At 44.3% G+C, this 23,962-nt stretch carries 17 protein-coding genes and 8 tRNA genes; 10 read left to right on the top strand and 15 right to left on the bottom strand.

Annotation, left to right across the window (positions count from 1 at the left end; genetic code table 11):
- Positions 1–130: 130 nt before the first annotated feature.
- The 13 genes from L2729_RS09645 to L2729_RS09585 all read right to left on the bottom strand — a co-directional run bounded on the left by L2729_RS09645 (position 131) and on the right by L2729_RS09585 (position 9,899).
- Positions 131–1,504: a winged helix-turn-helix domain-containing protein gene (locus L2729_RS09645; protein ID WP_248988075.1), complete on the bottom strand. Its 1,374-nt coding sequence runs from the start codon at positions 1,502–1,504 to the stop codon at positions 131–133.
- 183 nt (positions 1,505–1,687) lie between these two features.
- Positions 1,688–4,048, bottom strand: coding sequence for a multiheme c-type cytochrome (locus L2729_RS09640; protein ID WP_248988074.1), 2,361 nt, complete (start codon positions 4,046–4,048; stop codon positions 1,688–1,690).
- A 1,119-nt stretch (positions 4,049–5,167) separates the two neighbouring features.
- Positions 5,168–5,242, bottom strand: a tRNA-Gln gene (locus L2729_RS09635).
- Positions 5,243–5,263: 21 nt separating this feature from the next.
- Positions 5,264–5,348 (bottom strand) — tRNA-Leu (locus L2729_RS09630).
- Positions 5,349–5,451: 103 nt separating this feature from the next.
- Positions 5,452–5,526, bottom strand: a tRNA-Gln gene (locus tag L2729_RS09625).
- A 50-nt stretch (positions 5,527–5,576) separates the two neighbouring features.
- Positions 5,577–5,661, bottom strand: a tRNA-Leu gene (locus tag L2729_RS09620).
- A gap of 126 nt (positions 5,662–5,787) precedes the next feature.
- Positions 5,788–5,864 (bottom strand) — tRNA-Met (locus L2729_RS09615).
- Positions 5,865–5,869: 5 nt separating this feature from the next.
- Positions 5,870–5,944: transfer RNA gene (locus tag L2729_RS09610), tRNA-Gln, on the bottom strand.
- Positions 5,945–5,994: 50 nt separating this feature from the next.
- Positions 5,995–6,079, bottom strand: a tRNA-Leu gene (locus L2729_RS09605).
- A 244-nt stretch (positions 6,080–6,323) separates the two neighbouring features.
- Positions 6,324–6,400 (bottom strand) — tRNA-Met (locus tag L2729_RS09600).
- A gap of 370 nt (positions 6,401–6,770) precedes the next feature.
- Positions 6,771–7,862 carry a redox-regulated ATPase YchF gene (gene ychF, locus L2729_RS09595; RefSeq protein ID WP_248988073.1) on the bottom strand — a complete coding sequence of 364 codons (1,092 nt, stop codon included), beginning with the start codon at positions 7,860–7,862 and terminating at the stop codon, positions 6,771–6,773.
- 52 nt (positions 7,863–7,914) lie between these two features.
- The gene (pth, locus tag L2729_RS09590) at positions 7,915–8,499 is read right to left on the bottom strand and encodes an aminoacyl-tRNA hydrolase (RefSeq protein ID WP_101089926.1); all 585 of its coding nucleotides are present in this window, start codon (positions 8,497–8,499) and stop codon (positions 7,915–7,917) included.
- A 233-nt stretch (positions 8,500–8,732) separates the two neighbouring features.
- The gene (locus tag L2729_RS09585) at positions 8,733–9,899 is read right to left on the bottom strand and encodes an FAD-dependent oxidoreductase (RefSeq protein WP_248988169.1); all 1,167 of its coding nucleotides are present in this window, start codon (positions 9,897–9,899) and stop codon (positions 8,733–8,735) included.
- A 328-nt stretch (positions 9,900–10,227) separates the two neighbouring features.
- Between L2729_RS09585 and L2729_RS09580 the strand changes: the two genes are divergently transcribed.
- The 6 genes from L2729_RS09580 to lnt all read left to right on the top strand — a co-directional run bounded on the left by L2729_RS09580 (position 10,228) and on the right by lnt (position 16,231).
- Complete coding sequence (locus L2729_RS09580; RefSeq protein WP_248988072.1) at positions 10,228–10,542, top strand: hypothetical protein; 315 nt, start codon at positions 10,228–10,230, stop codon at positions 10,540–10,542.
- A 95-nt stretch (positions 10,543–10,637) separates the two neighbouring features.
- Positions 10,638–12,065, top strand: a complete 1,428-nt coding sequence (gene miaB, locus L2729_RS09575) for a tRNA (N6-isopentenyl adenosine(37)-C2)-methylthiotransferase MiaB (protein ID WP_248988071.1) — start codon at positions 10,638–10,640, stop codon at positions 12,063–12,065.
- A 161-nt stretch (positions 12,066–12,226) separates the two neighbouring features.
- On the top strand, positions 12,227–13,267 hold the full coding sequence (locus L2729_RS09570; RefSeq protein WP_248988070.1) for a PhoH family protein: 1,041 nt from the start codon (positions 12,227–12,229) through the stop codon (positions 13,265–13,267).
- Positions 13,260–13,730, top strand: a complete 471-nt coding sequence (ybeY, locus tag L2729_RS09565) for an rRNA maturation RNase YbeY (protein WP_248988069.1) — start codon at positions 13,260–13,262, stop codon at positions 13,728–13,730. The genes L2729_RS09570 and ybeY overlap by 8 nt, the downstream gene beginning before the upstream one ends.
- A 27-nt stretch (positions 13,731–13,757) precedes the next feature.
- Positions 13,758–14,633 (top strand): CNNM family magnesium/cobalt transport protein CorC, encoded by an 876-nt coding sequence (gene corC, locus L2729_RS09560; RefSeq protein WP_248988068.1) that lies wholly within the window; start codon positions 13,758–13,760, stop codon positions 14,631–14,633.
- A 38-nt stretch (positions 14,634–14,671) separates the two neighbouring features.
- Positions 14,672–16,231, top strand: coding sequence for an apolipoprotein N-acyltransferase (gene lnt / locus L2729_RS09555; protein ID WP_248988067.1), 1,560 nt, complete (start codon positions 14,672–14,674; stop codon positions 16,229–16,231).
- A gap of 75 nt (positions 16,232–16,306) precedes the next feature.
- Here the strand turns inward: lnt and L2729_RS09550 are convergent, their stop codons facing one another.
- Together L2729_RS09550 and L2729_RS09545 are read right to left on the bottom strand one after the other, a co-directional pair.
- Positions 16,307–18,172 carry a methyl-accepting chemotaxis protein gene (locus L2729_RS09550; protein WP_248988066.1) on the bottom strand — a complete coding sequence of 622 codons (1,866 nt, stop codon included), beginning with the start codon at positions 18,170–18,172 and terminating at the stop codon, positions 16,307–16,309.
- A gap of 293 nt (positions 18,173–18,465) precedes the next feature.
- Entirely contained in the window at positions 18,466–18,966 is a 501-nt protein-coding gene (locus L2729_RS09545) for a zinc ribbon-containing protein (RefSeq protein ID WP_101089918.1), read from the bottom strand.
- 111 nt (positions 18,967–19,077) lie between these two features.
- Here L2729_RS09545 and leuS point away from each other — a divergent pair, with 111 nt between their 5' ends.
- Genes leuS through nadD form a run of 4 tightly spaced genes read left to right on the top strand, consistent with a single transcriptional unit; the run spans position 19,078 to position 23,880 of the window.
- Entirely contained in the window at positions 19,078–21,657 is a 2,580-nt protein-coding gene (leuS, locus tag L2729_RS09540) for a leucine--tRNA ligase (RefSeq protein ID WP_248988168.1), read from the top strand.
- Positions 21,658–21,716: 59 nt separating this feature from the next.
- On the top strand, positions 21,717–22,211 hold the full coding sequence (locus L2729_RS09535; protein WP_248988065.1) for an LPS-assembly lipoprotein LptE: 495 nt from the start codon (positions 21,717–21,719) through the stop codon (positions 22,209–22,211).
- Positions 22,211–23,242, top strand: a complete 1,032-nt coding sequence (gene holA / locus L2729_RS09530; RefSeq protein ID WP_248988064.1) for a DNA polymerase III subunit delta — start codon at positions 22,211–22,213, stop codon at positions 23,240–23,242. The genes L2729_RS09535 and holA overlap by 1 nt, the downstream gene beginning before the upstream one ends.
- A gap of 2 nt (positions 23,243–23,244) precedes the next feature.
- Positions 23,245–23,880, top strand: coding sequence for a nicotinate-nucleotide adenylyltransferase (gene nadD / locus L2729_RS09525; RefSeq protein ID WP_248988063.1), 636 nt, complete (start codon positions 23,245–23,247; stop codon positions 23,878–23,880).
- Positions 23,881–23,962: the final 82 nt, after the last annotated feature.

The following is a 23,962-nucleotide window of genomic DNA, read 5'->3' as shown; positions in this document are numbered from 1 at the left end:
CTATTTGAATAGCAGAATGTGATTAAGCTTAATGCTGAAATAAAAAACGCACTCAACTGAGTGCGTTTTTATATCTATTACTTTTACATTTTGCTTTGCCACTCAACGTTAACCTGCAGCAATACATATCTTAAAGTGATACTTGCTCTCGATGAGCCCAAACCATGGTTTCGCCCCATAGTGGTAGCATCCAAACGCCACTGTCATCATCTTGATAAAGTTGCCTGATGACCATACGTTCATTTTGCAGAACATTTTTACGGATCTCTCGGTATATCGTGGCCGATTCTTTTGATATCTGTTGTGGACTAGTGAAAGACCGCTCTTTTACATCGACCAGAAAAGTACTAACGACTTTGCCATCGACCTGACTTTTGGTCAGCTTAAAGTCACCACTAAACTGATACCGAATTGAGATCTCTCTAAGCATATCATCGGTAATACATGCCGCGGCAACCAGCTTACCTCGATTCGCGGAATCAAAAATCAATGACAATCTGACATCTGCGCGCACCACATTTTTACTTTCTGAGTAATAGTACACGTCGGCCCGAAATACATCCTCGACCAAATCTTTATCGGCAGGTTCGAATTCATCTAACAAAATATTATTATAGGTTACCTGCTCCATTCTTAGCTTGGTATCCGCTAACCATTGAATATCTAATGGTGTCGTCGTTGCATTGACCGAACGCACTAGGTTAAGCGGCTGTTTATCAATGCAGACTTCATTGAATTCGTTACATAAAGCGACGGATTCATAGCGGCCATTATCAAAAGAGAACAGTTGTTTATCGGTCGAATTTTTGAAAATATTGTCATAATTAAACCAATTTTCGACCACATCGTCAGCGCTAATAATTTCTTTACGTTGATTATCCAGTTGAACCGCATTAAGTAACGATGGGGTTTTCGCCAATGAAAAACGCTTTTGAGTGATTGATGCCACATCGGGTTCGGTAAGTAAGGAAAGCTGGTTAACAATGCTTTTAAGCCCTCCCGAAAAGTGCAAGCCAGCCACAAAAGTAACGACGACAGCGATGCCAATAAGCCGATAAAGTTTGGGGGTTAATACAGCCTGCAAACCGGCTACTTTAGCTTTTACTGGGTTTATTCGGTGTGAGTTTGGAGCTTTGAACTTGCCAGATGCTGGCTTAACGAAAGTACTGACATTATCAATATCTGTAGAAGTTACTGCTTCAGCATGCTCTATAATGCATAAGCTATAGCCGTAACGGGGGATGTTTTTTAACTCGATATCGGTTTGCCCAGTCAGCTTCTTTCGTAAACTGCTCATGCATTGAGTCAATGATGAGGGCGCAACCACTCTTCCAGGCCAACCAGCAGCATTAAGTGTGTCTTTGCTAACCACTTCACCGACATGATTGACTAAGCTTTTTAGTACTTCTAGCTCTGCTAATGATAACGCGCAGCGAGTCGAATGATAGATATCAACTAACTCTCTGGCATCTAAATCAATAATTAAACATTCAGTAATCTTCACAACCTAACCTCGACTACTTTTAGTAGATCCCCTAACAACATTGTATGGCATTTTGTTAACTCTAAACCTGACACAATGCTGAGTTCCGATCAAACAGTTGATGCATTGTTAATATTTGTGATCCCCGTAAAAAAAGACCCTAGCAAAATGCTAGGGTCAAAAAATATTGCAGGGATGAGAACTTTATTTCAGGTTATGAGATTCCTTTAGGTTGTTTAGATCATGACACACAGCACATGACTCTTCACCAGTGTACTGACCAAGCTCTACACCGAACTGAGCCCCATTTTGCTTCATGTGACTAACAACATCCTTACGGACTTGACGGCGGTCTTCACCCTCTTCCGCGGCGCGCTTACCATGACAGCTCAAACATACAGCAGCGGTAGGCGATACGAAAGCATCTGCAACAGCATCGACGGCATAACGCTTGTTACCGCTAGTATCTTTACCATTTGCAGGGTCGAGACCGTCATAGGTTTCCATGTAATCAAGATCCAGTGCTAACGGCTTACGGCCTACTAGGTACTTGGCGTCAAAGCTGTCTTCGATATGACATTTAGTACAATTGGCTAGATCTGCCGAGTACTCAACATTACGCTTCCAACCTTCACCACTTTGGTTGGCACGGTTGTTGGCATGCATTGCATGGATCCATACTTTCTGATCCGGGTGACTCATCGTCAGTTGCTCAATATAATCCTCATCACCTTGCTTGGTTTGCGAATTACGTATGACCTGAGTCGGCATGTTGTTAGCGTTATGACAAGCCACACATTCTTCACCAGCATTCGATGCAGTAGTCCAGTCACGCTCGCCGCGTGGCATTAGGTCCTTCATCATAACCATTGGGTCTAAAGAACCATCACCATCGGAATCGACCGAACCGGAGGCACAAGTGGTACCAAAGTAGGTACTATCATTCTTAACTACAGAATGACAGCTACGACAGTTCAGTGTCATCTGTACAAAACCATCATCTGAAGTAGTGGTACCATGACAGTCACCACACAGCTCGTTAGTCACGATTTGACGACGTGGACGCTCTTCCAGCATGCCTTGCTTATTGAAGAAGTGTTGCCAGTTATAACCCGCAGCACCATTGCTCCAATCCGTTTTTCCATCACAATCCTGGATTGTTTCACCATCTTTGTCGATACAGAACCAGATACGCGGCGTCACCATACCGTAGCTATCGTTCAAGTCACCATCAAAGTCATCTTCAAGATCGAATGGACCGATTTCAAACGTCGTCTTACCATTTTCATAGTTAAGCACGATTGGCTCATCGACATAGCCTGGGAAGTTTTCTTTATTGGTATGAACACGTAGTACCTTACCACGCTCCATGCCCATATCCTGGCCACCCCAGTTGATATAGAACTCGGCGTAGTACATGTACTTAACCAGATCTAACTGCTCATTACGCGTGTTGCCATCTTTATCCAAAATGTCGACTGTCAGCTGTACATAGCCAGTCTTATCAGTATCGAGGTTAGCATCGATATTGGCTTTTGCTTCTGGAGCATCAACCATCTTAGCTTCGGTCACCGTCAGGTGAAGATTTTCACGGCGCTCGTTCTGACCTTTATAGGTAGACAAATGCACCATCTCGAGGGTATCTGGCGTGTGACAATTAGCACATTGAGCATTGTCCTGATACGGCCAGTGACCAACGCCTTCCTTGAAGTTAACGTCTGTATGACAGGTAATACACGTTTCTTGAGTAGGTACGTTCTTCCAGTTTGCAAAATCCGTTGCTTGCTCATTTTCAGCATGGCAGTTATCACAACCACCCACGGGAGCTGGGATCACTCCGATATGTGCATCATGCGCTAACATCGGAAAGACTTTGCTCATATCACTGACTTTGTTGTCCGTATGGCAAGAAACACATGTTTCGACTTCAGTGTACTTACCACCATGGATAGCGAAATCATCATGACAGCTAACGCAGTTTTGGTTGTTCACCACGTTCTTGGTATAGAGCGGCTCTAAGCCTTCGGCTCTAAAGTCATAGTGCATATTCGCATAACTTAACTCCGTTGCACCTACGGCTTCACCACCAGTTCTTAACACTAACCTTAATGTTTTTTCATCAGTGATGCTAAAAGCTGTTACTGCGCTAACGTCTTTCTCAAAGCTGTAAGTATAAGTACCGTCTTGATTATCGACCAAGCTGCCACACTTAGAGTACTTGCTGGCAGGACAGGCTTCAGAGCTAAGCAACTTCCAGTTATTAGCATCACCTTGAGCGCCTTGTTCTAACCCTGAGAGTATGAAGCCAAACTTTTCTAAGCCTACGACGGGAAGATCTTTTTCATTGGTGACTGTAAAGGTAATATCTGATTGCGCCCCAACGACAATCTTGTCTACCGCAACTGTTAATGCCTTGGCATCTGCTGCAACAGGGATACTTGGCTGTCCAGGTTTACCTGCTTCGCCGTCTTTACCATTTTGTCCATCATCACCAGAACAACCTGTTAAGGCCAGTCCAATGAAGGCTGCTAATGTAGCAACTTTTATATCGACTCTTTTCATCATCTGTTCCACTCACTTTTATTTAGCCCTCTTTTTTGGGGCAAATGAAATGTAACGAAACGATTGCAATTAAAGTGTGACAACCTCGGTTGCATTTTGAAACAAATTGGTTAACGAGAAACACAGCACAAATAAAGCCTTAATCGATAACAATAGGTAAACAAAAGGATGCCAAATAAAAACCAGATGTTAACAACAAGTAAAAGGCCAACGCTAAAGCGTGATTGTTAGCACTAAGCGAGCTAACAAAAGTTAACAAAAGGCTGATTTGTTACCAAGCATTAGGATTTCAATCCAATTTGCCAACTAGGCTCATCGCAGATACAGCGGCACTAACGTAATGACCACAAAATAAATGGCTAGATTTGGGGTCTTTAATGCTCGTGCCATTGAGATATTGCGCTTAAACGTGTTCAAACAGTCGTCATGGCGAGTAACATGACAGCCATAATCAAGACTGGGCCATGAGATTAATTGAGTCGTGATTGTTAAATGCGCTCATATATCTCTATCAGAGTAGGCTCAATCCACTTAGGCATACGATACACAGTCCTCAAGTACTTCGGCACTCCCTGCACGTTGGTAATTGCCCCAAGTGTGATGACTACCATTATGTGCCACCTCTTATGCAGAGCCTATTTAGACCTTATACCAGTTGTATTAAAAGTTTGACCATTCAGCGGGAATTCAAAGCCCTGTAGGCAAGATGGGGGATTGAAGCTAATCGTTATTCTCGGCTCTGGTATCCTCGGTAATAGTTCTATGCATGACTCTCGATAATTGCTCCTGCATTATTCTACCTTCGTCCATCCGTGGACTCGTACCTCCTCAATCTGACCGCCAAGGAGGGTGGGAATGTCTTATTTTGTATGGAACAAAATAGACTATTTAGTCGTATATCAAAAGTCCACAACGCAGCTTAAAGGGCTTTGCTATTTGCTTTGAACGTCGGCCGCACTACGTGAGCTACTCAGGCTTGCAGTCAGAACACAGCTCAGTACGCTATTGATGGCGAACAACAATAGCGATAACTTTAGACAAGGATGGGATCTATTTGGACATATCGAAAAGTAGAATTTAGAAAAGCAAAAAGCCCGTCTATTAAGACGGGCTTTCTGTGTTTGGCTGGGATACCAGGATTTGAACCTGGGAATGCCGAGATCAAAACCCGGTGCCTTACCGCTTGGCGATATCCCAATTAAACTGTTTAAAACTCGATGGTACGGGAAGAGAGACTTGAACTCTCACACCTTACGGCACCAGAACCTAAATCTGGCGTGTCTACCAATTCCACCACTCCCGCATCGAATTTTACTGCAAGTTTCCTTGCTTCATCTTTATAGCCTGCAACAATAAAATTGTCTAGTGGTTATTCAGACAAGGTCAATAAATCAACCTTTTAAAAATGGCTGGGATACCAGGATTTGAACCTGGGAATGCCGAGATCAAAACCCGGTGCCTTACCGCTTGGCGATATCCCAATTAAACTGTGCTGCTAGTAACAAGTCGAAACTCATTACGTCAAAATAAATGGTACGGGAAGAGAGACTTGAACTCTCACACCTTACGGCACCAGAACCTAAATCTGGCGTGTCTACCAATTCCACCACTCCCGCACTGCATCAGTTTTTACATCTAGATTAAGATGGCTCGTATTTTACATCTTGAGAAGATGGTAGCTATATTGCCGGGACTTACGAACCGTCTTTGCTACAACCCCACGTTTTACATCCTGAGAAAGATGGTAGCAATGGCGGGACTTGAACCTGCGACCCCAGCATTATGAGTGCTGTGCTCTAACCAGCTGAGCTACATTGCCAAAGATGGCTGGGATACCAGGATTTGAACCTGGGAATGCCGAGATCAAAACCCGGTGCCTTACCGCTTGGCGATATCCCAATTAATCTTTCTTACTAATAACCAGCCTAAGCTCATTACTTTTCAATAAATGGTACGGGAAGAGAGACTTGAACTCTCACACCTTACGGCACCAGAACCTAAATCTGGCGTGTCTACCAATTCCACCACTCCCGCACTACATCAAGTTTACATCTTGATTAAGATGGCATTCAATCACAGCGTGTCTAATATCAACATTCACCATTCTCAAACTGCATCAATTTTTACATCTAGATTAAGATGTTGCCAACCTTATTTCTGAAAGTAAACTTTCAACTAGTCGGCCATTCCCAAGTTTACATCTAGAGAAGATGGTAGCTATATTGCCGGGACTTACGTACCGATATTGCTACGTCTCAAACTTTACATCCTGAGAAGATGGTAGCAATGGCGGGACTTGAACCTGCGACCCCAGCATTATGAGTGCTGTGCTCTAACCAGCTGAGCTACATTGCCATCTATATTTCGTCCCTCTCACTGAGGAACGGGGCGTATTATGCTTATTCAGCGTATTCAGGTCAACTGCTTTTTTTCGCTAATTTAAACTAATTACACTGTTAGGCTATTACTTCGCCAAACTGGGCAACAGATGCGCAATATATTGCGATTTACGCCAATTTAGCGGCGTAAAATAATTTTATTTCTTTGCTCAAGCCTCTATAAATCGCAACGACAAGCTCAAAATCCAAGCATTCGCCAAGCTTAGCACTAAAATTGAATCATGTTTACCCCGGTTAATCGAGGCCAAAATACAGACGCGGCGCTTAAAGGAGACTTTAAGCGCCGCGTTTTATATTCGTTTGCGGCAATAACGGCCGCAAAGAGCTTATACGTTAAATAGGAAGTGCATTACATCGCCATCTTTAACGACGTATGTTTTACCTTCAACGCGTAATTTACCCGCTTCTTTAGCGCCGGCTTCACCTTTATGGGTGATAAAGTCCTCATACGCCATCACTTGAGCACGAATAAAGCCACGTTCGAAGTCAGTATGGATAACACCAGCAGCTTGTGGAGCGCTTGCACCGATTTTAACGGTCCATGCGCGCACTTCTTTAACACCAGCGGTAAAATATGTCTGTAGCGTAAGTAAGTCGTAACCAGCGCGGATGACGCGATCAAGACCGGGTTCTTCTAGGCCCAGATCAGCCATGAACTCTTCACGGTCGTCAGCATCCATTTCTGCCAGCTCAGACTCTATCGCAGCGCACACAGCAACAACAACAGCATTCTCTTCAGTAGCGATGGCACGAACAGTATCTAAATGAGGGTTATTTTCAAAACCGTCTTCAGCAACGTTAGCGATATACATCGTTGGTTTAATGGTCAAGAAGTTCAAGTAAGCAATTGCAGCTAGCTCTTCCTTGCTTAAATCCATTGAACGCAACATTTTGCCTTCGTCTAATATTGGGCGCATCTTCTCAAGTACGGCAACTTCAAACTTCGCCTCTGAGTCGCCGCCTTTAGCGCGTTTGGCTTGGCGAGTAATAGCACGCTCGCATGAATCTAAATCAGCAAGTGCAAGTTCAGTATTGATAACTTCAATATCACTTGCTGGGTCTACCTTATTTGCCACATGCACAATGTTGTCATCTTCAAAACAACGTACAACATGACCAATGGCATCAGTCTCACGGATGTTAGCTAAGAACTTATTGCCTAAGCCTTCACCTTTAGATGCGCCTGCCACTAAACCAGCAATATCTACAAATTCCATTGTTGTTGGCATAACACGCTCAGGCTTAACGATCTCAGCTAGCGCATCCAGTCTTGAATCCGGTACAGGAACAATGCCTGTATTTGGCTCAATCGTGCAGAACGGGAAGTTTGACGCTTCGATACCTGCTTTAGTTAACGCGTTGAATAGTGTTGATTTACCAACATTTGGCAGGCCTACGATGCCACATTTGAAACCCATATTGTTACCTTTATATCAATGAATAACCTGGGGGTATTCCCCAAGTATTTGTTTATGCTTTAAAAGAATGCAACCTGTGCATCGCCTTTGCCATATCGTCGTTAAATAAAATCTCTGTCGAGCGCACCGCTTCATCTATAGCAGCGTCCATCATCTCTTGATCCGTTGGCGGAGCCTTACTCAACACATAGTTACTGACCTGGTTTTTATCACCAGGATGCCCAATACCAATGCGTAAGCGATAGAAGCCTTTATCATTAGCCAATTTAGCAATGATATCTTTTAAGCCATTATGGCCACCGTGCCCCCCACCCAACTTAAACTTTGCAACCCCTGGTGGCATATCGAGCTCATCATGCGCGACCAATATCTCTTCAGGGGCAATACGAAAAAAATTCGCCAATGCGCCAACCGACTTACCACTTAAATTCATAAAGGTTATCGGGATCAATAAGCGGACATCCTTGCCATGCAGTGTCACTCTCGCTGTCATGCCAAAGTACTTGCTGTCTAATACTAACGTCGCACCACAGACGCGCGCGAGTTCTTCAACGTACCAAGCGCCTGCGTTATGGCGCGTTCGGTCATACTGTGCGCCGGGATTTGCTAACCCAACAATAAGTTTTATATTGCTCATAATACTCAGTCTGTGTTTACTTATTTACGTTTTGCCGCACTTAGCCACAAAATTAAAAACGCGGCATTTTAGCACTCAAACCGCGTACCAACAAATTATACGCAAAATTGACAATATCGCGTGGTAGACATCGCCTGCAAATCTTGCCTGACTCCCCCTCATAAACAAGAAAGCGAAAAGCTGTTATGCAGCTCTCCGCTTTCTTGTTTTATCCCTATATAGGACGTGGGCCATTAAAAACCCATAGCGTACTTTAATACCTGTTTTTTTATTGGGCTATCAATATTTGCTAATTTAAGTACGCCATTTCTTAGCAGTTTTAGCGGTAAAATGTCGTTGCTAAAACTAGCGTAAAACATATCCATGGCGGTCATCATCAATTGATTATCTCGATAACGGCATTTTTGGTACTGCTTTAGCACTTCAGTAGTCCACCAGCCAGCATTGTGCTGTAAGTGCGACTCGACGGTGGTGATTAGTGCATCAACATCTTTAAAACCGAGGTTAACGCCCTGCCCTGCTAAAGGGTTAATGGTATGCGCTGCGTCGCCAAGGATCACCAAATTATCGCCATAATACCGCTCGGCATGACGACGAGTCAGCTTAAAGCTCGCTTTATTAATCACTTTAAAATCACGATCTAGCCTCTCAGGAAAATACTGATCAATCTGATTTTTTAAGGCCGTATTATTCAACTGAGACAACTGCGCGATGCGATTGGCATCGTCGTACCAAACCAAAGAGGCATTATTGCCAGGGAGTGGAAGTAAAGAGCGAGGACCTTTGGGGGTAAATTGTTGCCAAGTAACATCTTGCTCGCCACTCTGGGTTTCGATATTAATCAGCATTGCTGACTGACGGTAATCCCAACCCGTGATACCGATCTTTGCCCATTGCCTAACATAGGAGTTTGCCCCATCTGCGCCAACCAATAACCGAGTAGAGAACGATTGGCCGTCCTCAAGGGTAATATCGATAGCATCATTTGCGCGCTTTAACTGACTGATTTTTACTGGACAGAATAGAGTAATGTTCTCTAACTGTGCCATACGATGCCACAAAGAGAGCTGGATTAAGCGGTTTTCTACAATATGCCCAAGATGTGAAGTGCCAATTTGATCGGCATGAAATTGGGTGATGCACCCGTCTAATTCCCAAGTTTCGAGTCCTTTATAAGCGACTTGACGCATTGTGCCTAAATACTCCAGGGCCCCAAGACGGTCCAGAAGCGCTTCAGAGGCCGCACTAATGGCTGACACTCTTAAGTCAAGCGGTTGTGAGCTTTCATAAGCTTTGGGTGCAAATGCTTCAACCACAGCAACTTTTAGTCCTAGCTGGGCTAAACCAATCGCCGTCGCAGCTCCAACCATGCCGCCGCCAACGACAACTGCGTCATACATACTGCTTTTATTCTTCAGCTGTTCCACAGACCTTAGACTCCTGAAAGATGATCCGACTTATCATTGAGAGAAGTTTACACTCAAAAACGATTCTATTTGTCCTTTGCACTGCAAAATTTGATCAAAGTAGCGCTTCTTAAACCAGGATGGTGCCATTAAGCCAAACAAAATATGTCGTTTAATGTCTCAGAGCACTCTAACGTATATAAATGTGTCTGAGACGCCAATGATTAACAACTGGTTACATACCATACACACTCATATTCAAACCATATCATAGACTCAAATTGTCAAATGGATATATCCCTAAGGAATGAGTGAAAATAATATGAAATCATTAACCCTAGCTACGTTACTAATAACGCTATTCACCCCATTAGCCAGCATTGCGGCAGACTCACAGCAAGATATAGAGCGCATGTCCGTCACTTATCGCAGTCCAATGGATTATGCTATTTACCAATACACCACTCATATAATCAGCATGTTCAAGCTGCAATTACGTGCTGACATCCACATACAAGCACGTATGAACAGCCTTCAAATGGCTCAAGAACAAGGTGTTACAAACAATACCGTTAGTACAGAACAGCAAAAAAACATACCCATACGTTTAACAAGGGCAATAAAGTCAGCAGATTAATTTCACTCAAACATAGGCTAAATGCTAGCCAGCAGCTCGCAGAAGCGTTAAAATATTTCGCTATTTTTTCGGTGCATCTAGAGTGATACAAACTGATGAGTAAAAAACTCCATATTAAAACTTGGGGCTGTCAAATGAATGAGTACGACTCATCAAAGATGGCCGATCTTCTCGACGAATACGAAGGCTATACCCTGACAGATGACGCAACGGAAGCCGATGTGCTTTTGCTCAACACCTGCTCTATTCGTGAGAAAGCACAAGAAAAAGTTTTTCATCAGCTAGGGCGTTGGAAAACACTAAAAGATAAAAAGCCAGGGCTTATTATTGGTGTTGGCGGCTGCGTAGCATCCCAAGAAGGTAAAGCCATTAAAGACCGCGCCCAGTGTGTGGATCTTATTTTCGGCCCACAGACGCTACATCGCCTACCAGAAATGATAGACCAGATTAAAGATGGGAAAAAAGTCGTTATTGACGTCAGTTTTCCTGAGATTGAAAAGTTTGATCGTCTCCCCGAACCACGAGCTGACGGCCCTAGTGCATATGTTTCCATCATGGAAGGTTGCAGTAAGTACTGCTCTTTCTGCGTTGTACCTTATACCCGCGGTGAAGAAGTCAGTCGCCCGTTAGACGATATCATTCTTGAGATAGCCCAATTGGCTGATCAAGGTGTACGTGAAGTGAACTTGCTCGGCCAGAACGTAAATGCCTATCGCGGTGCAACCCACGATGATGAGATCTGTTCGTTTGCAGAACTACTACGCTACGTTGCTGCGATTGATGGCATAGACCGCCTACGTTTTACCACCAGCCACCCGATTGAGTTCAGCCAAGATATTATTGATGTTTACGAAGACACTCCTGAGCTTGTGAGCTTTTTGCATCTACCGGTTCAATCTGGCTCAGATTTGATCCTGACGCAAATGAAGCGTGGCCATATGGCTATCGAATATAAGTCTATTATTCGCCGCTTGCGTAAAGCGCGTCCAGACATTCAGATTAGCTCTGATTTCATCATTGGCTTCCCTGGTGAGTCTAAGCAAGATTTTGCTGACACAATGAAGCTCATCGAAGACATTCAATTTGATCATAGCTTTAGCTTCATTTACAGCGCACGCCCAGGCACACCTGCTGCCGATCTGCCAGATAACGTCTCACTGGAAGAGAAAAAAGAGCGCTTAGCCATATTGCAAGATCGTATCACTCAACAAGCTATGCGCTATAGCCGCCACATGGTCGGTACAGTGCAGCGTATTTTGGTTGAAGGGCCATCGGTTAAAAACCCAATGGAACTGCGTGGTCGTACTGAAAACAGTCGCGTTGTTAACTTTGAAGGCAAGCCTGAGTATATTGGCGGCTTTGTTGACGTTGAAATTGTTGATGTATACACCAACTCATTACGCGGTGTATTTGTCCGCGCTGAAGATGAAATGGATTTACGTCGCGACTTACGTCCATCTGATATTGTGGCAAAGTATAAGCAAGATGACGCCATTGGTGTCACTCAGTTTACCCCGTCTTAAAAGACTCGATAACCAAGGGTAATCACGTTTATAGGGCGGCATCTTAGATGCCGCTTTTTTCGTCCTTATAATCATTCAAAAATACCATTCGCATTTATTGATTATGCCTCGTAAACTAGAGTGCTCTCGCTCGGTAATATTCTTGAATCTGGAGTTATTTTTTGTCTAATAAGTTAACGACACTCAACCTGTATTTAGAGCCAGCTGAAACACGCAGACTAGCCTCACTTTGCGGCCCTTTTGATGACAACATTAAGCAATTGGAGCGCCGTATTGGTGTTGAGATCAGCTATCGTGATAATCATTTCCAGATAGTCGGCGTACCTAAAAACTGTTTAACAGCCAATAACTTACTCAGAGACTTGTATATTGAAACTCAGCCTCTTAAAGGCAGCACTCCTGATCTAGAGCCTGATACCGTTCATATTGCCATTCAAGAAGCTATCGCATTTGATATGGAAGCGCCTCGCGATGAGAAAGAGCTTTATATCAAAACAAAGCGTGGTGTAATTAAGCCACGTAATCCAAATCAAAGTGATTATGTGCGTAATATTGTCTCCCATGATATTACCTTTGGTATCGGCCCCGCGGGTACCGGCAAAACATACTTAGCAGTGGCTGCTGCGGTTGATGCACTAGAGCGTCAAGAAGTTCGCCGTATTCTTTTAACCCGTCCAGCCGTCGAAGCGGGTGAAAAACTGGGCTTTTTACCCGGCGACTTGAGTCAAAAGGTCGACCCGTATTTACGACCACTGTACGACGCCCTATTTGAGATGATGGGCTTTGAAAAAGTTGAGCGCCTATTAGAACGTAATGTCATTGAGGTTGCACCACTCGCGTATATGCGCGGACGCACCTTAAACGATGCTTTTATCATTCTTGATGAAAGCCAAAACACTACAGTTGAACAGATGAAGATGTTTTTAACCCGTATCGGATTTAACTCTCGTGCGGTTATCACAGGCGACATCACTCAGATAGATCTGCCGAAACATCAAAAATCAGGTCTGCGTCATTCAATTGAAGTGTTAGGCGATGTCAGCGAAATTAGCTTTAACTTCTTCCAAGCCAAAGACGTCGTTCGTCATCCTATTGTGGCCAGAATTGTTGAAGCCTACGAAGCCTATGAGCTAAAGAGCCAGACAAATAAAGGCAATAAAGATAGCCAATATCAGCTACAGGAAACACCCCATCATGACTAATGCACCAACAAATGTAGATCTCGATCTGCAAATTGCAGTTGATGCCGTTGCACTGCCTTCAGCGCAAGAGCTGGAACTTTGGGTGAAAACAGCACTCAGAAGTAGTATGGACCACGTAGAATTGACCATAAGAATTGTCGATTCTGCAGAAAGCCAGATGCTAAACAACACCTACCGCGGAAAAGATAAGCCCACCAATGTGCTCTCTTTCCCGTTTGAGGCTCCACCTGGCATAGAACTGCCACTACTGGGCGATTTAGTTATCTGTGCCGCAGTGGTAGAACAAGAAGCAATTGATCAAAACAAACCCCTTACCGCACATTGGGCGCACATGGTTGTACATGGTTGTCTCCATCTGCTAGGGTATGATCATATAGACGATATAGAGGCTGAAGAGATGGAGTCATTAGAGACCCAACTAATTGAAAGCCTTGGTTATAACAATCCTTATGAGGAGCAATAATTGACTCGAAAGAGTCAGTGACACACTATGAGTGACGATATCCCCCCGAGTACCAACGCCTCCAAGAAAGGCTGGTTGGAAAAAGTAAGTCAGTTATTCCAGGGCGAACCCAAAAGTCGCGAAGAATTGGTTGAGGTCATTCACGGTGCAGAACTACGTGAAGTGATCAGCGAAGACACGCGTGAAATGATTAAAGGTGTATTGGAAGTCTCCGATCTTCGAGTGCGGGACATTATGATCCCTCGCGCGCAAATCGTCGCACTTCAAATAGACAACACAGTAGAAGAACTACTCTCTACCGTTATTGGCTCAGCACACTCCCGCTTTCCAGTAGTCAATGAAGACAAAGATCATATCGAGGGTATTTTACTCGCAAAAGATCTACTTCAGTATGGCTTTAAGAACAATGAAAAGCCTTTTGAACTTGGGCAAGTTATCCGCCCAGCAGTGGTCGTTCCGGAAAGTAAACGGGTCGACGTATTGTTAAAAGAGTTTCGTTCTCAACGTTATCATATGGCGATCGTCGTCGATGAATACGGTGGAGTGTCAGGTTTAGTGACAATTGAAGACATTCTCGAAGAGATTGTTGGTGATATTGAAGATGAATTTGATCATGACTCAGCTGAAGAGACTGAAATCAAACAAATCTCAAAACAAGTCTATATGGTCAAAGCATTAACGCCAATAGATGACTTTAATGACGCGTTTAGCACTCAATTCAGTGATGAAGAGTTTGATACCGTGGGTGGCTTAGTTTCTCATGCTTTTGGGCACCTGCCTGAACGTGATGAAAATGTCATGATTAAAGGCATTGAGTTTAAAGTCGTCAACGCAGATACCCGTAGATTAATCCAATTACGCGTAAAATTTCCCGATCCAGCTGCTAAAGAGAGCATTGCCTAGCAATCCGCTCCCCTAACGGCGCCCAATGATGAGGCTGTATGCTGAGTAAATTACGGGCATTCGCCCATCATTCCTATCTGAGATTGGTGCTAGCCTTTGCGGCTGGCGCCATGACAGCGCTTGCTTTTGCCCCCTACTCTATTTGGCCACTTTATATCGTTGCGATGGCATTTGCCCTGCATCAAAGTGCCGGGTTATCCGCAAAACAAGGATTACATTATTGGCTAAGTTTCGGCTTTGGTTGCTTTTGTGTTGGTATTAGCTGGGTGCATGTCAGTATGGACACCTTTGGCGGTATACCGCTAATTGCATCGATTGCCTTAATGGCGCTACTGGCGCTTTATTTAGCGATCTATCCAGCGCTTACGGGTTATTTACTGCAAAAATTAGCCCCTAAAACCAGTATCTGCCGTAACTTAATCTTGTTCCCTGCGCTTTGGACATTAACGGAATGGGCTAGAGGGTGGGTACTCACTGGCTTCCCATGGCTTTGGGCTGGTTATAGTCAAACACAAGGGCCACTGAAGCCCATTGCCTCGATGACGGGAGCTTTGAGCTTAAGCTTTATCGTGGCTTTACTGGCCGGCGCATTGGCGCTTGGTATGGTTAAACGCTGGCGAAGTGCACTCATTATTGTGCCTATCGCTGCAATGCTCACGTTTATTGCGCCCTATACCTCCACTGTTGAGTCAAAAGGCGAAAGCCTCAGCGTTGCACTTGTCCAAGGTAATATCCCCCAGAGTATGAAGTGGGAGCCCGACGCACTGTGGCCAACAATGCTCAAGTATATGGACTTATCTCGGCCAGAGTTTTCAGCAGATCTTATCGTCTGGCCAGAAGCGGCCATTCCGGCCCCAGAACACATGGTCAAAGACTTTCTTTATAATGCCAATCAAGCTGCTAATTTAAATAACAGTGCCATTATTACTGGGATTATCAGTCAGCGTGGTAACAGCTACTATAATTCACTGATTGTTTTAGGGAATTATGATGCTAAGCAACAAGACAAAGGCGATTACTATGGTGAAGAGAAAAATGAATTCAAAAAGCACCACTTGTTACCTATCGGCGAATTTGTTCCATTTGAGTCACTGTTACGCCCAATAGCACCTTTGTTTAATTTGCCGATGTCATCCTTTAATCGTGGTGATTATTTGCAAGATAATTTAAATGCCGTTGGACACCAGATTACACCAGCAATTTGCTATGAAATTGCATTTCCTGAGCAGTTAAGGGCCAACGTAAATGAGCAGACTGACTTATTGTTAACCGTCTCAAATGATGCTTGGTTTGGCACTTCAAACGGACCTTTACAACACATGGAAATAGCTCAAATGCGTTCGGTTGAGCTTGGCAGACCTTTGGTCCGCGCCACCAATAACGGCGTGACTGCTGTCGTCAATGAAAAAGGTGATATCACCCACCAGCTACCCCAATTCGTAGCTGGTGTGTTAACAGCAGATATTCCATTGGTTAAAGGTCATACACTCTTCACCCTTGTCGGCCAATGGCCGGTGCTATTACTTTCAGCGCTATTGTTCGGTTCGGGATTAATCAGCGCGTTTAAACGAGATAGGCTTGTGCGATTGAAGCGCTAACGGCTATTAAAGAAAAATACCCGTTGTAAACGGGTATTTAACTAAGCAGCCTATCAAATGGTCGCCAAGGTCGTGCTAGACAATAAACTGGTTCAGCAGGGCTTCTTGTTGCTTAACCTGCTTCATCTGAGTCACCATGGCTGCATTAGCCTGTGTGGCGTTATCAGCCACTTCCATGGTTAGATCTTTAATGTTAGACGTATTTTTATTCATCTCTTCAGCCACCTGGCTTTGCTCCTCTGCAGCACTGGCTATCTGAAGATTCATATCGGTAATATCCTGAATACTCTTGCGGATCTCTTTCAGGGTATCATTTGCCATCAATGCCTTTTCTACCGTTGTTTGGGTGGTGCCACGGCTTTCATCCATCACATTAACAACCGTAGCGACTCCTGACTGTAACTTCTCTATTTTGTCCTTAATTTCCGATGTGGACTCTTGAGTACGCGCTGCCAAGTTACGAACCTCATCTGCAACCACTGCAAAACCGCGGCCCGATTCACCGGCTCTAGCGGCCTCAATTGCCGCATTCAGTGCCAATAAGTTTGTTTGCCCGGCGATTTCATTGATGACGCCAAGGATAGATTCGATGCTAACAGTGTCTGCTTCTAACTCTTTTACAGCTTCGCTAGCTTGCATAATTTGTTCTGACAGATGATCGATGGAATCCGTTGTTTGATTCACTGCCGCTGCACCTTCATTAACGGCAGCATCGGCTTGCTGAACAGCGGATGCTGCGCTCTGCGCATTTCCAGCCACTTCCGATGCAGTGACCGCCATTTCATGCATTGCCGTTGCAAGTTGCTCGATCTCCTGCGTCTGCTGTCCCATCGCACGAGAGGCGGATTTCGCGCCTTCTGCGGTCATTTCAGTCCCAATAGCAACTTCACCACCAATGACCTTTACCTGCTGGATCAAGTCTTGCAGTTTGATAACGAAACTATTAAAACTGCTGGCTAAACTCGCGAACTCAACGTCAGATTCAGTGCTCAAGCGTCGTGTCAAATCCCCTTCGCCAGATGCCACGTCTTTCATCGCCTCGTTCAATATTCCCAATGGTTTCATTAAATGCCTAATGAGACCGGCCATCAGCAGCGTCGCCACGACCAGAGCCAATAAGGAATAGAAGATAGCGTCACCGCGTAATTTGTCAGCAGCGGCATAGATAACCTGTTCATCTAGTACGATACCCAAACTCCAATCTAAGCCGGATAACGGGTTAAAAATAACAGTATGTATTTTACCATCGATGTTGATGTGGCTAGTTTTCTGAGTCACATCCAATTGTTCCCCGAATACCTGACTCATAGGACGTCCATTCATACTCGCATCTGGGTAGGCAATAAAATCGCCGTTGTTGCCTACAACAAAGGCATAACCCGCACCGAATAAGTTCGCTTTGTTACTAATATCCGCTAACGCTTTAAGACTGATATCCGCAAACATAGCTCCCTCAAACTGACCATTTTTAAACAGAGGTGCAGCCACTGACACTAAGATCTCTCCAGTGCTAGCGTCAGCATAGGGCTCGGTAAATAATTGTCGCCCTTGTTGTTTCGCCTCTTGATACCACATTCGCTTGCGAGGATCATAGTTTTGCGGTTGCCAGCTCGCTTCATTGCCGATGAAATGCCCCGACTCCAGCCCCATACCCGCTAAGATAAAATGTTGCTTAATGACAGGCTGACCTAACACTTGCTGAAAATGTTCATCCGAGAGGTCTGACTCGAATAGAGAAGCAGCAAAGCGAGTAAGATCTGCTTTTTCGGCCATAACAGCTTCTATATTATTTTTCATCGAATCGACCAACTCAGCCACACTCAGACTGACCTGATCATTTATCTGCTGTTTAACTTGGAAATACTGGTAGCTCGATAAGCTCCCTAGCGACAAGAGCAAGATCAGACTCGCGCTAATAACAATTTTATGTACAAACTTCATGCTAATCCCCAAAAACTACCGATGCTTTACTCAACTCTAAAGCTTGCATCTACAACGACCCAGTCGAACATCTCCCTATGATTGACCAGAAATGAATATCATCTATTACTGTTATAAACATCGGCTGCGTTCACGGGTAGCTTTAGTGATTTGTGGTAAAAAAGTATATGGAATGTAACTTTAGGATAGAAAACAAGTAAATAAGCAGAAGTAAATATTGAAGGACCGCATTGTTATTTAAGCAATGCGGATTAATAAGCGTAAAAAACATTCAAAATGACCACGGTATTGAGCTAAGGTGCTAATGCTTCACGAGTAAACTCGCCGTTATCACACTCAGTACAATCAGATAGCACCCCTGGGAATTCGATTTTCGATTCATGGCCACAAGCCGTGCATACCATGGTTCCTTGGCCAACTATTTCGCCCGATACATAATAGCCGTGATGCTTAAAATCTTGCGCCACCTCATGCCATTCAATCTGGCTTCTGTCAGTAATTTCACTGAGCCAATGCCATAACGTATTTTCAACCGTGATCATTGTTGGACTATGACTCAGATCTTTAGCGTTCCTCTCTTGTAGGAAACTGGCGATATCACGTTTTAAAAATTGTTCAACTAAAGCTAACTCTTCAGCCTTTGCTTGCTGTTTAATAGCCAAGTATTCTTTACAGGTCTGAGTCTGACTATATAAACTCTTTACAGTCAGAGAGTTATCGTCACTGTATTGCGTTTTTATTTGTTGAATTAGTGCCTCGTAAAGCGAAAGTAACTCAGTACTTTGTTCACTCATAATAAATACTCCTTAGACGAACCTTTTTAATGACTCACTTCTAGTTTATTCTATGTCGATATAACTCGCGCATAAACAGCGCTAGATCAAACAATGGCCGGAAATACATTGATGCAAGAGCAATATACTCCTTCTGAAATTGAAGCAAAAGTGCAACAGCACTGGAAAGATGAAAAGACATTTGAAGTTACCGAAGATGAAAACAAAGAAAAGTTTTACTGCCTTTCTATGTTTCCTTACCCTTCAGGTCGACTCCATATGGGCCATGTGCGTAACTACACCATAGGTGATGTTGTTGCTCGTTACCAACGACTGCAAGGCAAAAATGTTCTGCAACCTATCGGTTGGGACTCTTTTGGCCTGCCTGCAGAGAATGCGGCAATCAAAAATAATACCGCGCCTGCGCCATGGACTTATGAAAACATCGACTACATGAAGAACCAGCTTAAAATGCTTGGCTTTGGTTATGACTGGTCGCGTGAAATAGCCACTTGTACACCTGAGTATTACCGTTGGGAGCAATGGTTCTTCACTAAGCTTTACGAAAAAGGCTTGGTTTACAAGAAGACGGCATCGGTTAACTGGTGCCCAAATGATGAAACCGTTCTCGCGAACGAGCAAGTCATCGACGGTTGCTGCTGGCGCTGTGATACCACTGTAGAGCAAAAAGAGATCCCGCAGTGGTTCATTAAGATCACTGAGTATGCCGACGAGCTGCTTAATGACCTCGACCAGTTAGACGAATGGCCAGAGCAAGTTAAGACCATGCAGCGCAACTGGATTGGCCGTAGCGAAGGTATCGAAATGACATTCCAGGTGGCGAATAGCGACCAGAGCTTCGATATTTATACCACTCGTCCAGATACTGTTATGGGTGTGACGTACGTTGCTATTGCAGCCGCTCATCCATTAGCACAGCAAGCTGCAGCGAATAACCCTGCCCTCGCTGATTTTATCGAAGAGTGTAAAAACGCTGATACTACCGAAGCGGCTATGGCTGCAATGGAGAAAAAAGGCGTTGCTACCGGTCTTAATGCAATTCACCCGCTAACCGGTAAAGAAGTTCCTATCTGGGTCGGTAACTTTGTATTAATGAACTACGGTACTGGCGCTGTTATGTCGGTCCCAGCACACGATCAACGTGATTATGAATTTGCCAAAAAATACGACCTAACCATCGAAGGCGTTGTTAAGCCTGTTGATAGTGAACTTGATCTCAGCGAAGAAGCTTACACTGATAAAGGTGTATTGTTTAATTCAGCTGAATTTGACGGTCTTGATTTTCAAGCGGCGTTTGATGCCATTGATGCCAAGCTAGTAGCTGAAGGCAAAGGTAAGCGTCAAGTGAACTTCCGTCTACGCGACTGGGGTGTTTCACGTCAACGTTACTGGGGCGCCCCCATTCCGATGGTCACCTTGGCTGATGGAACCATTATCCCAACACCTGAGGATCAACTTCCAGTTATCTTGCCTGAAGATGTTGTCATGGATGGGATTCAGAGTCCTATTAAAGCTGACAAAGAGTGGGCGAAAACGCAAGTTAACGGTCAGGAAGCTTTCCGCGAAACAGACACCTTCGACACTTTTATGGAGTCATCTTGGTACTACGCGCGTTACTGCAGCCCTCATGCCGATGAAATGCTAGATCCTGCTAAAGCTAACTACTGGTTGCCAGTCGATCAATACATTGGTGGTATTGAGCACGCTTGTATGCACCTATTGTATTTCCGCTTCTTCCACAAATTGTTACGCGATTCAGGTCTAGTGAACTCTGACGAGCCCGCTAAGCGTCTACTGACTCAAGGTATGGTATTGGCTGATGCTTACTACTATAACAATGCAAAAGGCGCACGTGTTTGGGTTGCACCAAGCGATGTAACAGTACTTGAGACTGATGATAAAGGCCGTACCGTTAAAGCCGTAGACAGCGAAGGTAACGAGCTGGTTTATACTGGTATGAGCAAGATGTCTAAGTCTAAGAATAACGGTATTGACCCACAAGAGATGGTCAATAAGTACGGTGCTGACACCGTTCGTTTATTCATGATGTTCGCCGCGCCACCAGAGCTAACGCTTGAATGGCAAGAGTCGAGTGTTGAAGGTGCACATCGCTTTATTAAGCGTTTGTGGAAAACAGCACACGATCATGTTGCTGCGGGTCCAACTGCTGAATTAGATTTAAAGTCACTTAATGCTGCTCAAAAAGACCTTCGCCGTGAACTGCATAAAACCATTGCTAAAGTGGGTGATGATATTGAGCGTCGTCAAATGTTCAACACTGCTATCGCATCGGTGATGGAATTGATGAACCGCTTACAAAAAGCTGCCACTGACACTGAACAAGACAGAGCATTGATGCAAGAAGCATTAAGCGCTGTGACGCGTTTGCTTTACCCAATCATTCCTCACACTAGCTTTAGCTTGTGGAATGAACTGGGCAATACTGGTGCGATTGAAGACGTACTTTGGCCAGAAGTAGACGAAGCTGCACTGGTTGAAGACAGCAAGCTTATTATTGTGCAAGTTAACGGTAAGCTACGCGCTAAAATTACTGTCGCAGCAGATGCAAGCAAAGAAGAAGTTGAAGCGACAGGGTTGGCTGAAGAGGGTGTGGTTAAGCACACTGAAGGCAAAACTGTTCGTAAAGTTATCTACATCCCGGGCAAATTGCTCAACATTGTAGCGAACTAAATGCAGGCTAATTTGCTTTGCACACCGACAATGCAAACAAGGAAGACTAAACAAAGCTTATGCTAATTAAACGCATATTTTTAGTAACCTTAGCACTGAGCGTACTGCTCAGTGCGGGTTGCGGCTTTAAATTACAGGGAAGCTACTCTATCCCTGAACAGTTGCAGACATTGAGCTTAAGTAGCCAAGACGAATACAGTGAATTAACTCGTCTCGTGCGTGAACGTTTAAGACTTAACCGTATTGCCGTTGTTGAGCCAACAGATGAGATCCCAACCGTTCGCATTATTAGCGACTCACTAGACCGTTCAACGCTGTCCATTTACCCAACGGGTAACGTGGCTGAGTATGAGTTAATCTACCAAGTCTCTTTTGCTGTGCAACTGCCAGATGCTGAATCTCAGCGTTTTGAAGTTGATATTCACCGCGATTATTTGGACGATCCGCGTACTGCGCTAGCAAAGAGCCGCGAGATGCAATTGCTACTCAAAGAGATGCGCAATCAAGCTGCCGATCGTATTATTCAGACTTTGGCGACTATAGAGGTTAATTGATGCGGGTATACCCAGATCAGTTGCTGCGAAATATCAGCCCTTTGCCACAGTGTTGCCTTATTTTTGGCGATGACCCTTGGCTATGTGAACAAAGCCGAATAGCATTGTACCAAGTTGCTAAACAGCAAGGCTTCGATGAGAAAATTCAATTAACCCAAGAAACCGGATTCAATTGGAATGAGTTAATCGAACAATGGCAAGCCATGAGTTTGTTCTCCAGTCGCCGTATTATTGAGCTCACGCTGCCCACCGCCAAACCTGGCACTGAAGGCAGCACCATGTTTCAATCTTTAATGCAGATGGATAATCCAGATGTATTATTGATTTTAACGGGCCCTAAACTTGCAGCAGAACAAACCAAGAGTAAATGGTTCAAATCCTTAGACGCTAAAGGCGTTTATGTTCCGTGTATCACCCCAGAAGGGGCACAGTTTCAGCGTTGGCTTGATACTCGGATCAGCCATTATGCATTGTCTTTATCGCGTGATTCCCGAGAGATGCTGTTTACATTATATGAAGGCAATTTACTTGCCGCGGACCAAGCGTTGCAATTACTGCAATTACTCAGCCCTACAGCGCCGATTGAACCGGAGCAGTTAACCCAATATTTTGAAGACCAGTCGCGTTTTAGTGTTTTCCAGCTAACTGATGCCATGTTGTGTAACCAACAAGATAAAGCACAGCATATTCTGTCACAGCTAAAAAGTGAGGGAGTGGCAATGCCAATCATACTCTGGTCACTATTCAAAGAGTTGACCGTTTTGCTGCAGCTCAAAACAGCGGAAACTAGCGGTCAACCAATTCAAGCCCTTTGGAGCAAGTTACGCATCTGGGACAAACGTAAGCCTTTATATCAACAGGCACTCAAGCGGTTATCACTGTCGCAAGTCGAAACGCTGCTTTCAACCTCATCGGTACTAGAGCTAAAACTTAAGCAGCAAGGCATAGAAGACTGGACCGGACTTAGCCATGTAAGTCTGCTTTTTGATGCTAAAGCTCATAAAGCACTTGAACATATAGCCATAGACTAATCATGAAAATAGGCATTCTAGGCGGCACCTTCGACCCCTTGCACTTTGGTCATCTTCGTCCGGCGATGGAGGTGCAGCAACAGCTTGAGTTGGATGGGATCTGGCTAATGCCAAATCATATTCCGCCGCACAAAAACAGCACCCATGTCAGCACTGATGACCGATTGGCAATGGCGCAAGCGGTATGCAATGAATTTCCACAACTCCAACTATGCGCAATTGAAGCCAGTCGAGAAACCCCCTCCTATACAGTCACCACGCTCACTGCACTTAAACAACAATACCCAATGCATGAGTTTTATTTTTTAATGGGGATGGATTCATTTTTAGGATTACAGAGCTGGTATCAATGGCAGAGCCTATTTGATTTGTGCCACTTAGTGGTGTGTCAGCGACCAGGATGGAAACTATCAGATGAGCATCCAATGCAAATGGTGTTAGCTCAACAGAGTGCAATAACAGCAGTAGAAAGCCAGCCAAAAACCGGTGGTATTTTCTGCGTATCAATCACAGAGCAGCCATTTTCGTCAACTCAGATACGCGCCGATATTAGCAAGGGCTTATCGGTTGATGAGGCATTACCCACCAGTGTTCAGTTGTATATAAAGCAGCATAGACTATATGGCTCAAAGGCTTAGTGCTGCCCACAAAACTCTTCACGGCTAATCTCATTATTTCTAAGCTTCGCTATTAATCTAAACCCTATAACCTGCTATACTA

Source organism: Shewanella gelidimarina, assembly GCF_023283945.1.
In the GTDB taxonomy this organism is placed as follows: domain Bacteria; phylum Pseudomonadota; class Gammaproteobacteria; order Enterobacterales; family Shewanellaceae; genus Shewanella; species Shewanella gelidimarina.
This window is presented reverse-complemented; position numbering and strand designations above follow the sequence as displayed.

Bases quoted from the DNA above. Each gene is read 5' to 3' on its own strand.
- L2729_RS09640 (WP_248988074.1), bottom strand. From the start codon at position 4,048: ATGATGAAAAGAGTCGATATAAAAGTTGCTACATTAGCAGCCTTCATT.
- ychF (WP_248988073.1), bottom strand. From the start codon at position 7,862: ATGGGTTTCAAATGTGGCATCGTAGGCCTGCCAAATGTTGGTAAATCA.
- pth (WP_101089926.1), bottom strand. From the start codon at position 8,499: ATGAGCAATATAAAACTTATTGTTGGGTTAGCAAATCCCGGCGCACAG.
- L2729_RS09585 (WP_248988169.1), bottom strand. From the start codon at position 9,899: ATGTATGACGCAGTTGTCGTTGGCGGCGGCATGGTTGGAGCTGCGACG.
- L2729_RS09580 (WP_248988072.1), top strand. From the start codon at position 10,228: ATGAAATCATTAACCCTAGCTACGTTACTAATAACGCTATTCACCCCA.
- miaB (WP_248988071.1), top strand. From the start codon at position 10,638: ATGAGTAAAAAACTCCATATTAAAACTTGGGGCTGTCAAATGAATGAG.
- ybeY (WP_248988069.1), top strand. From the start codon at position 13,260: ATGACTAATGCACCAACAAATGTAGATCTCGATCTGCAAATTGCAGTT.
- corC (WP_248988068.1), top strand. From the start codon at position 13,758: ATGAGTGACGATATCCCCCCGAGTACCAACGCCTCCAAGAAAGGCTGG.
- lnt (WP_248988067.1), top strand. From the start codon at position 14,672: ATGCTGAGTAAATTACGGGCATTCGCCCATCATTCCTATCTGAGATTG.
- L2729_RS09550 (WP_248988066.1), bottom strand. From the start codon at position 18,172: ATGAAGTTTGTACATAAAATTGTTATTAGCGCGAGTCTGATCTTGCTC.
- L2729_RS09545 (WP_101089918.1), bottom strand. From the start codon at position 18,966: ATGAGTGAACAAAGTACTGAGTTACTTTCGCTTTACGAGGCACTAATT.
- leuS (WP_248988168.1), top strand. From the start codon at position 19,078: ATGCAAGAGCAATATACTCCTTCTGAAATTGAAGCAAAAGTGCAACAG.
- L2729_RS09535 (WP_248988065.1), top strand. From the start codon at position 21,717: ATGCTAATTAAACGCATATTTTTAGTAACCTTAGCACTGAGCGTACTG.
- holA (WP_248988064.1), top strand. From the start codon at position 22,211: ATGCGGGTATACCCAGATCAGTTGCTGCGAAATATCAGCCCTTTGCCA.
- nadD (WP_248988063.1), top strand. From the start codon at position 23,245: ATGAAAATAGGCATTCTAGGCGGCACCTTCGACCCCTTGCACTTTGGT.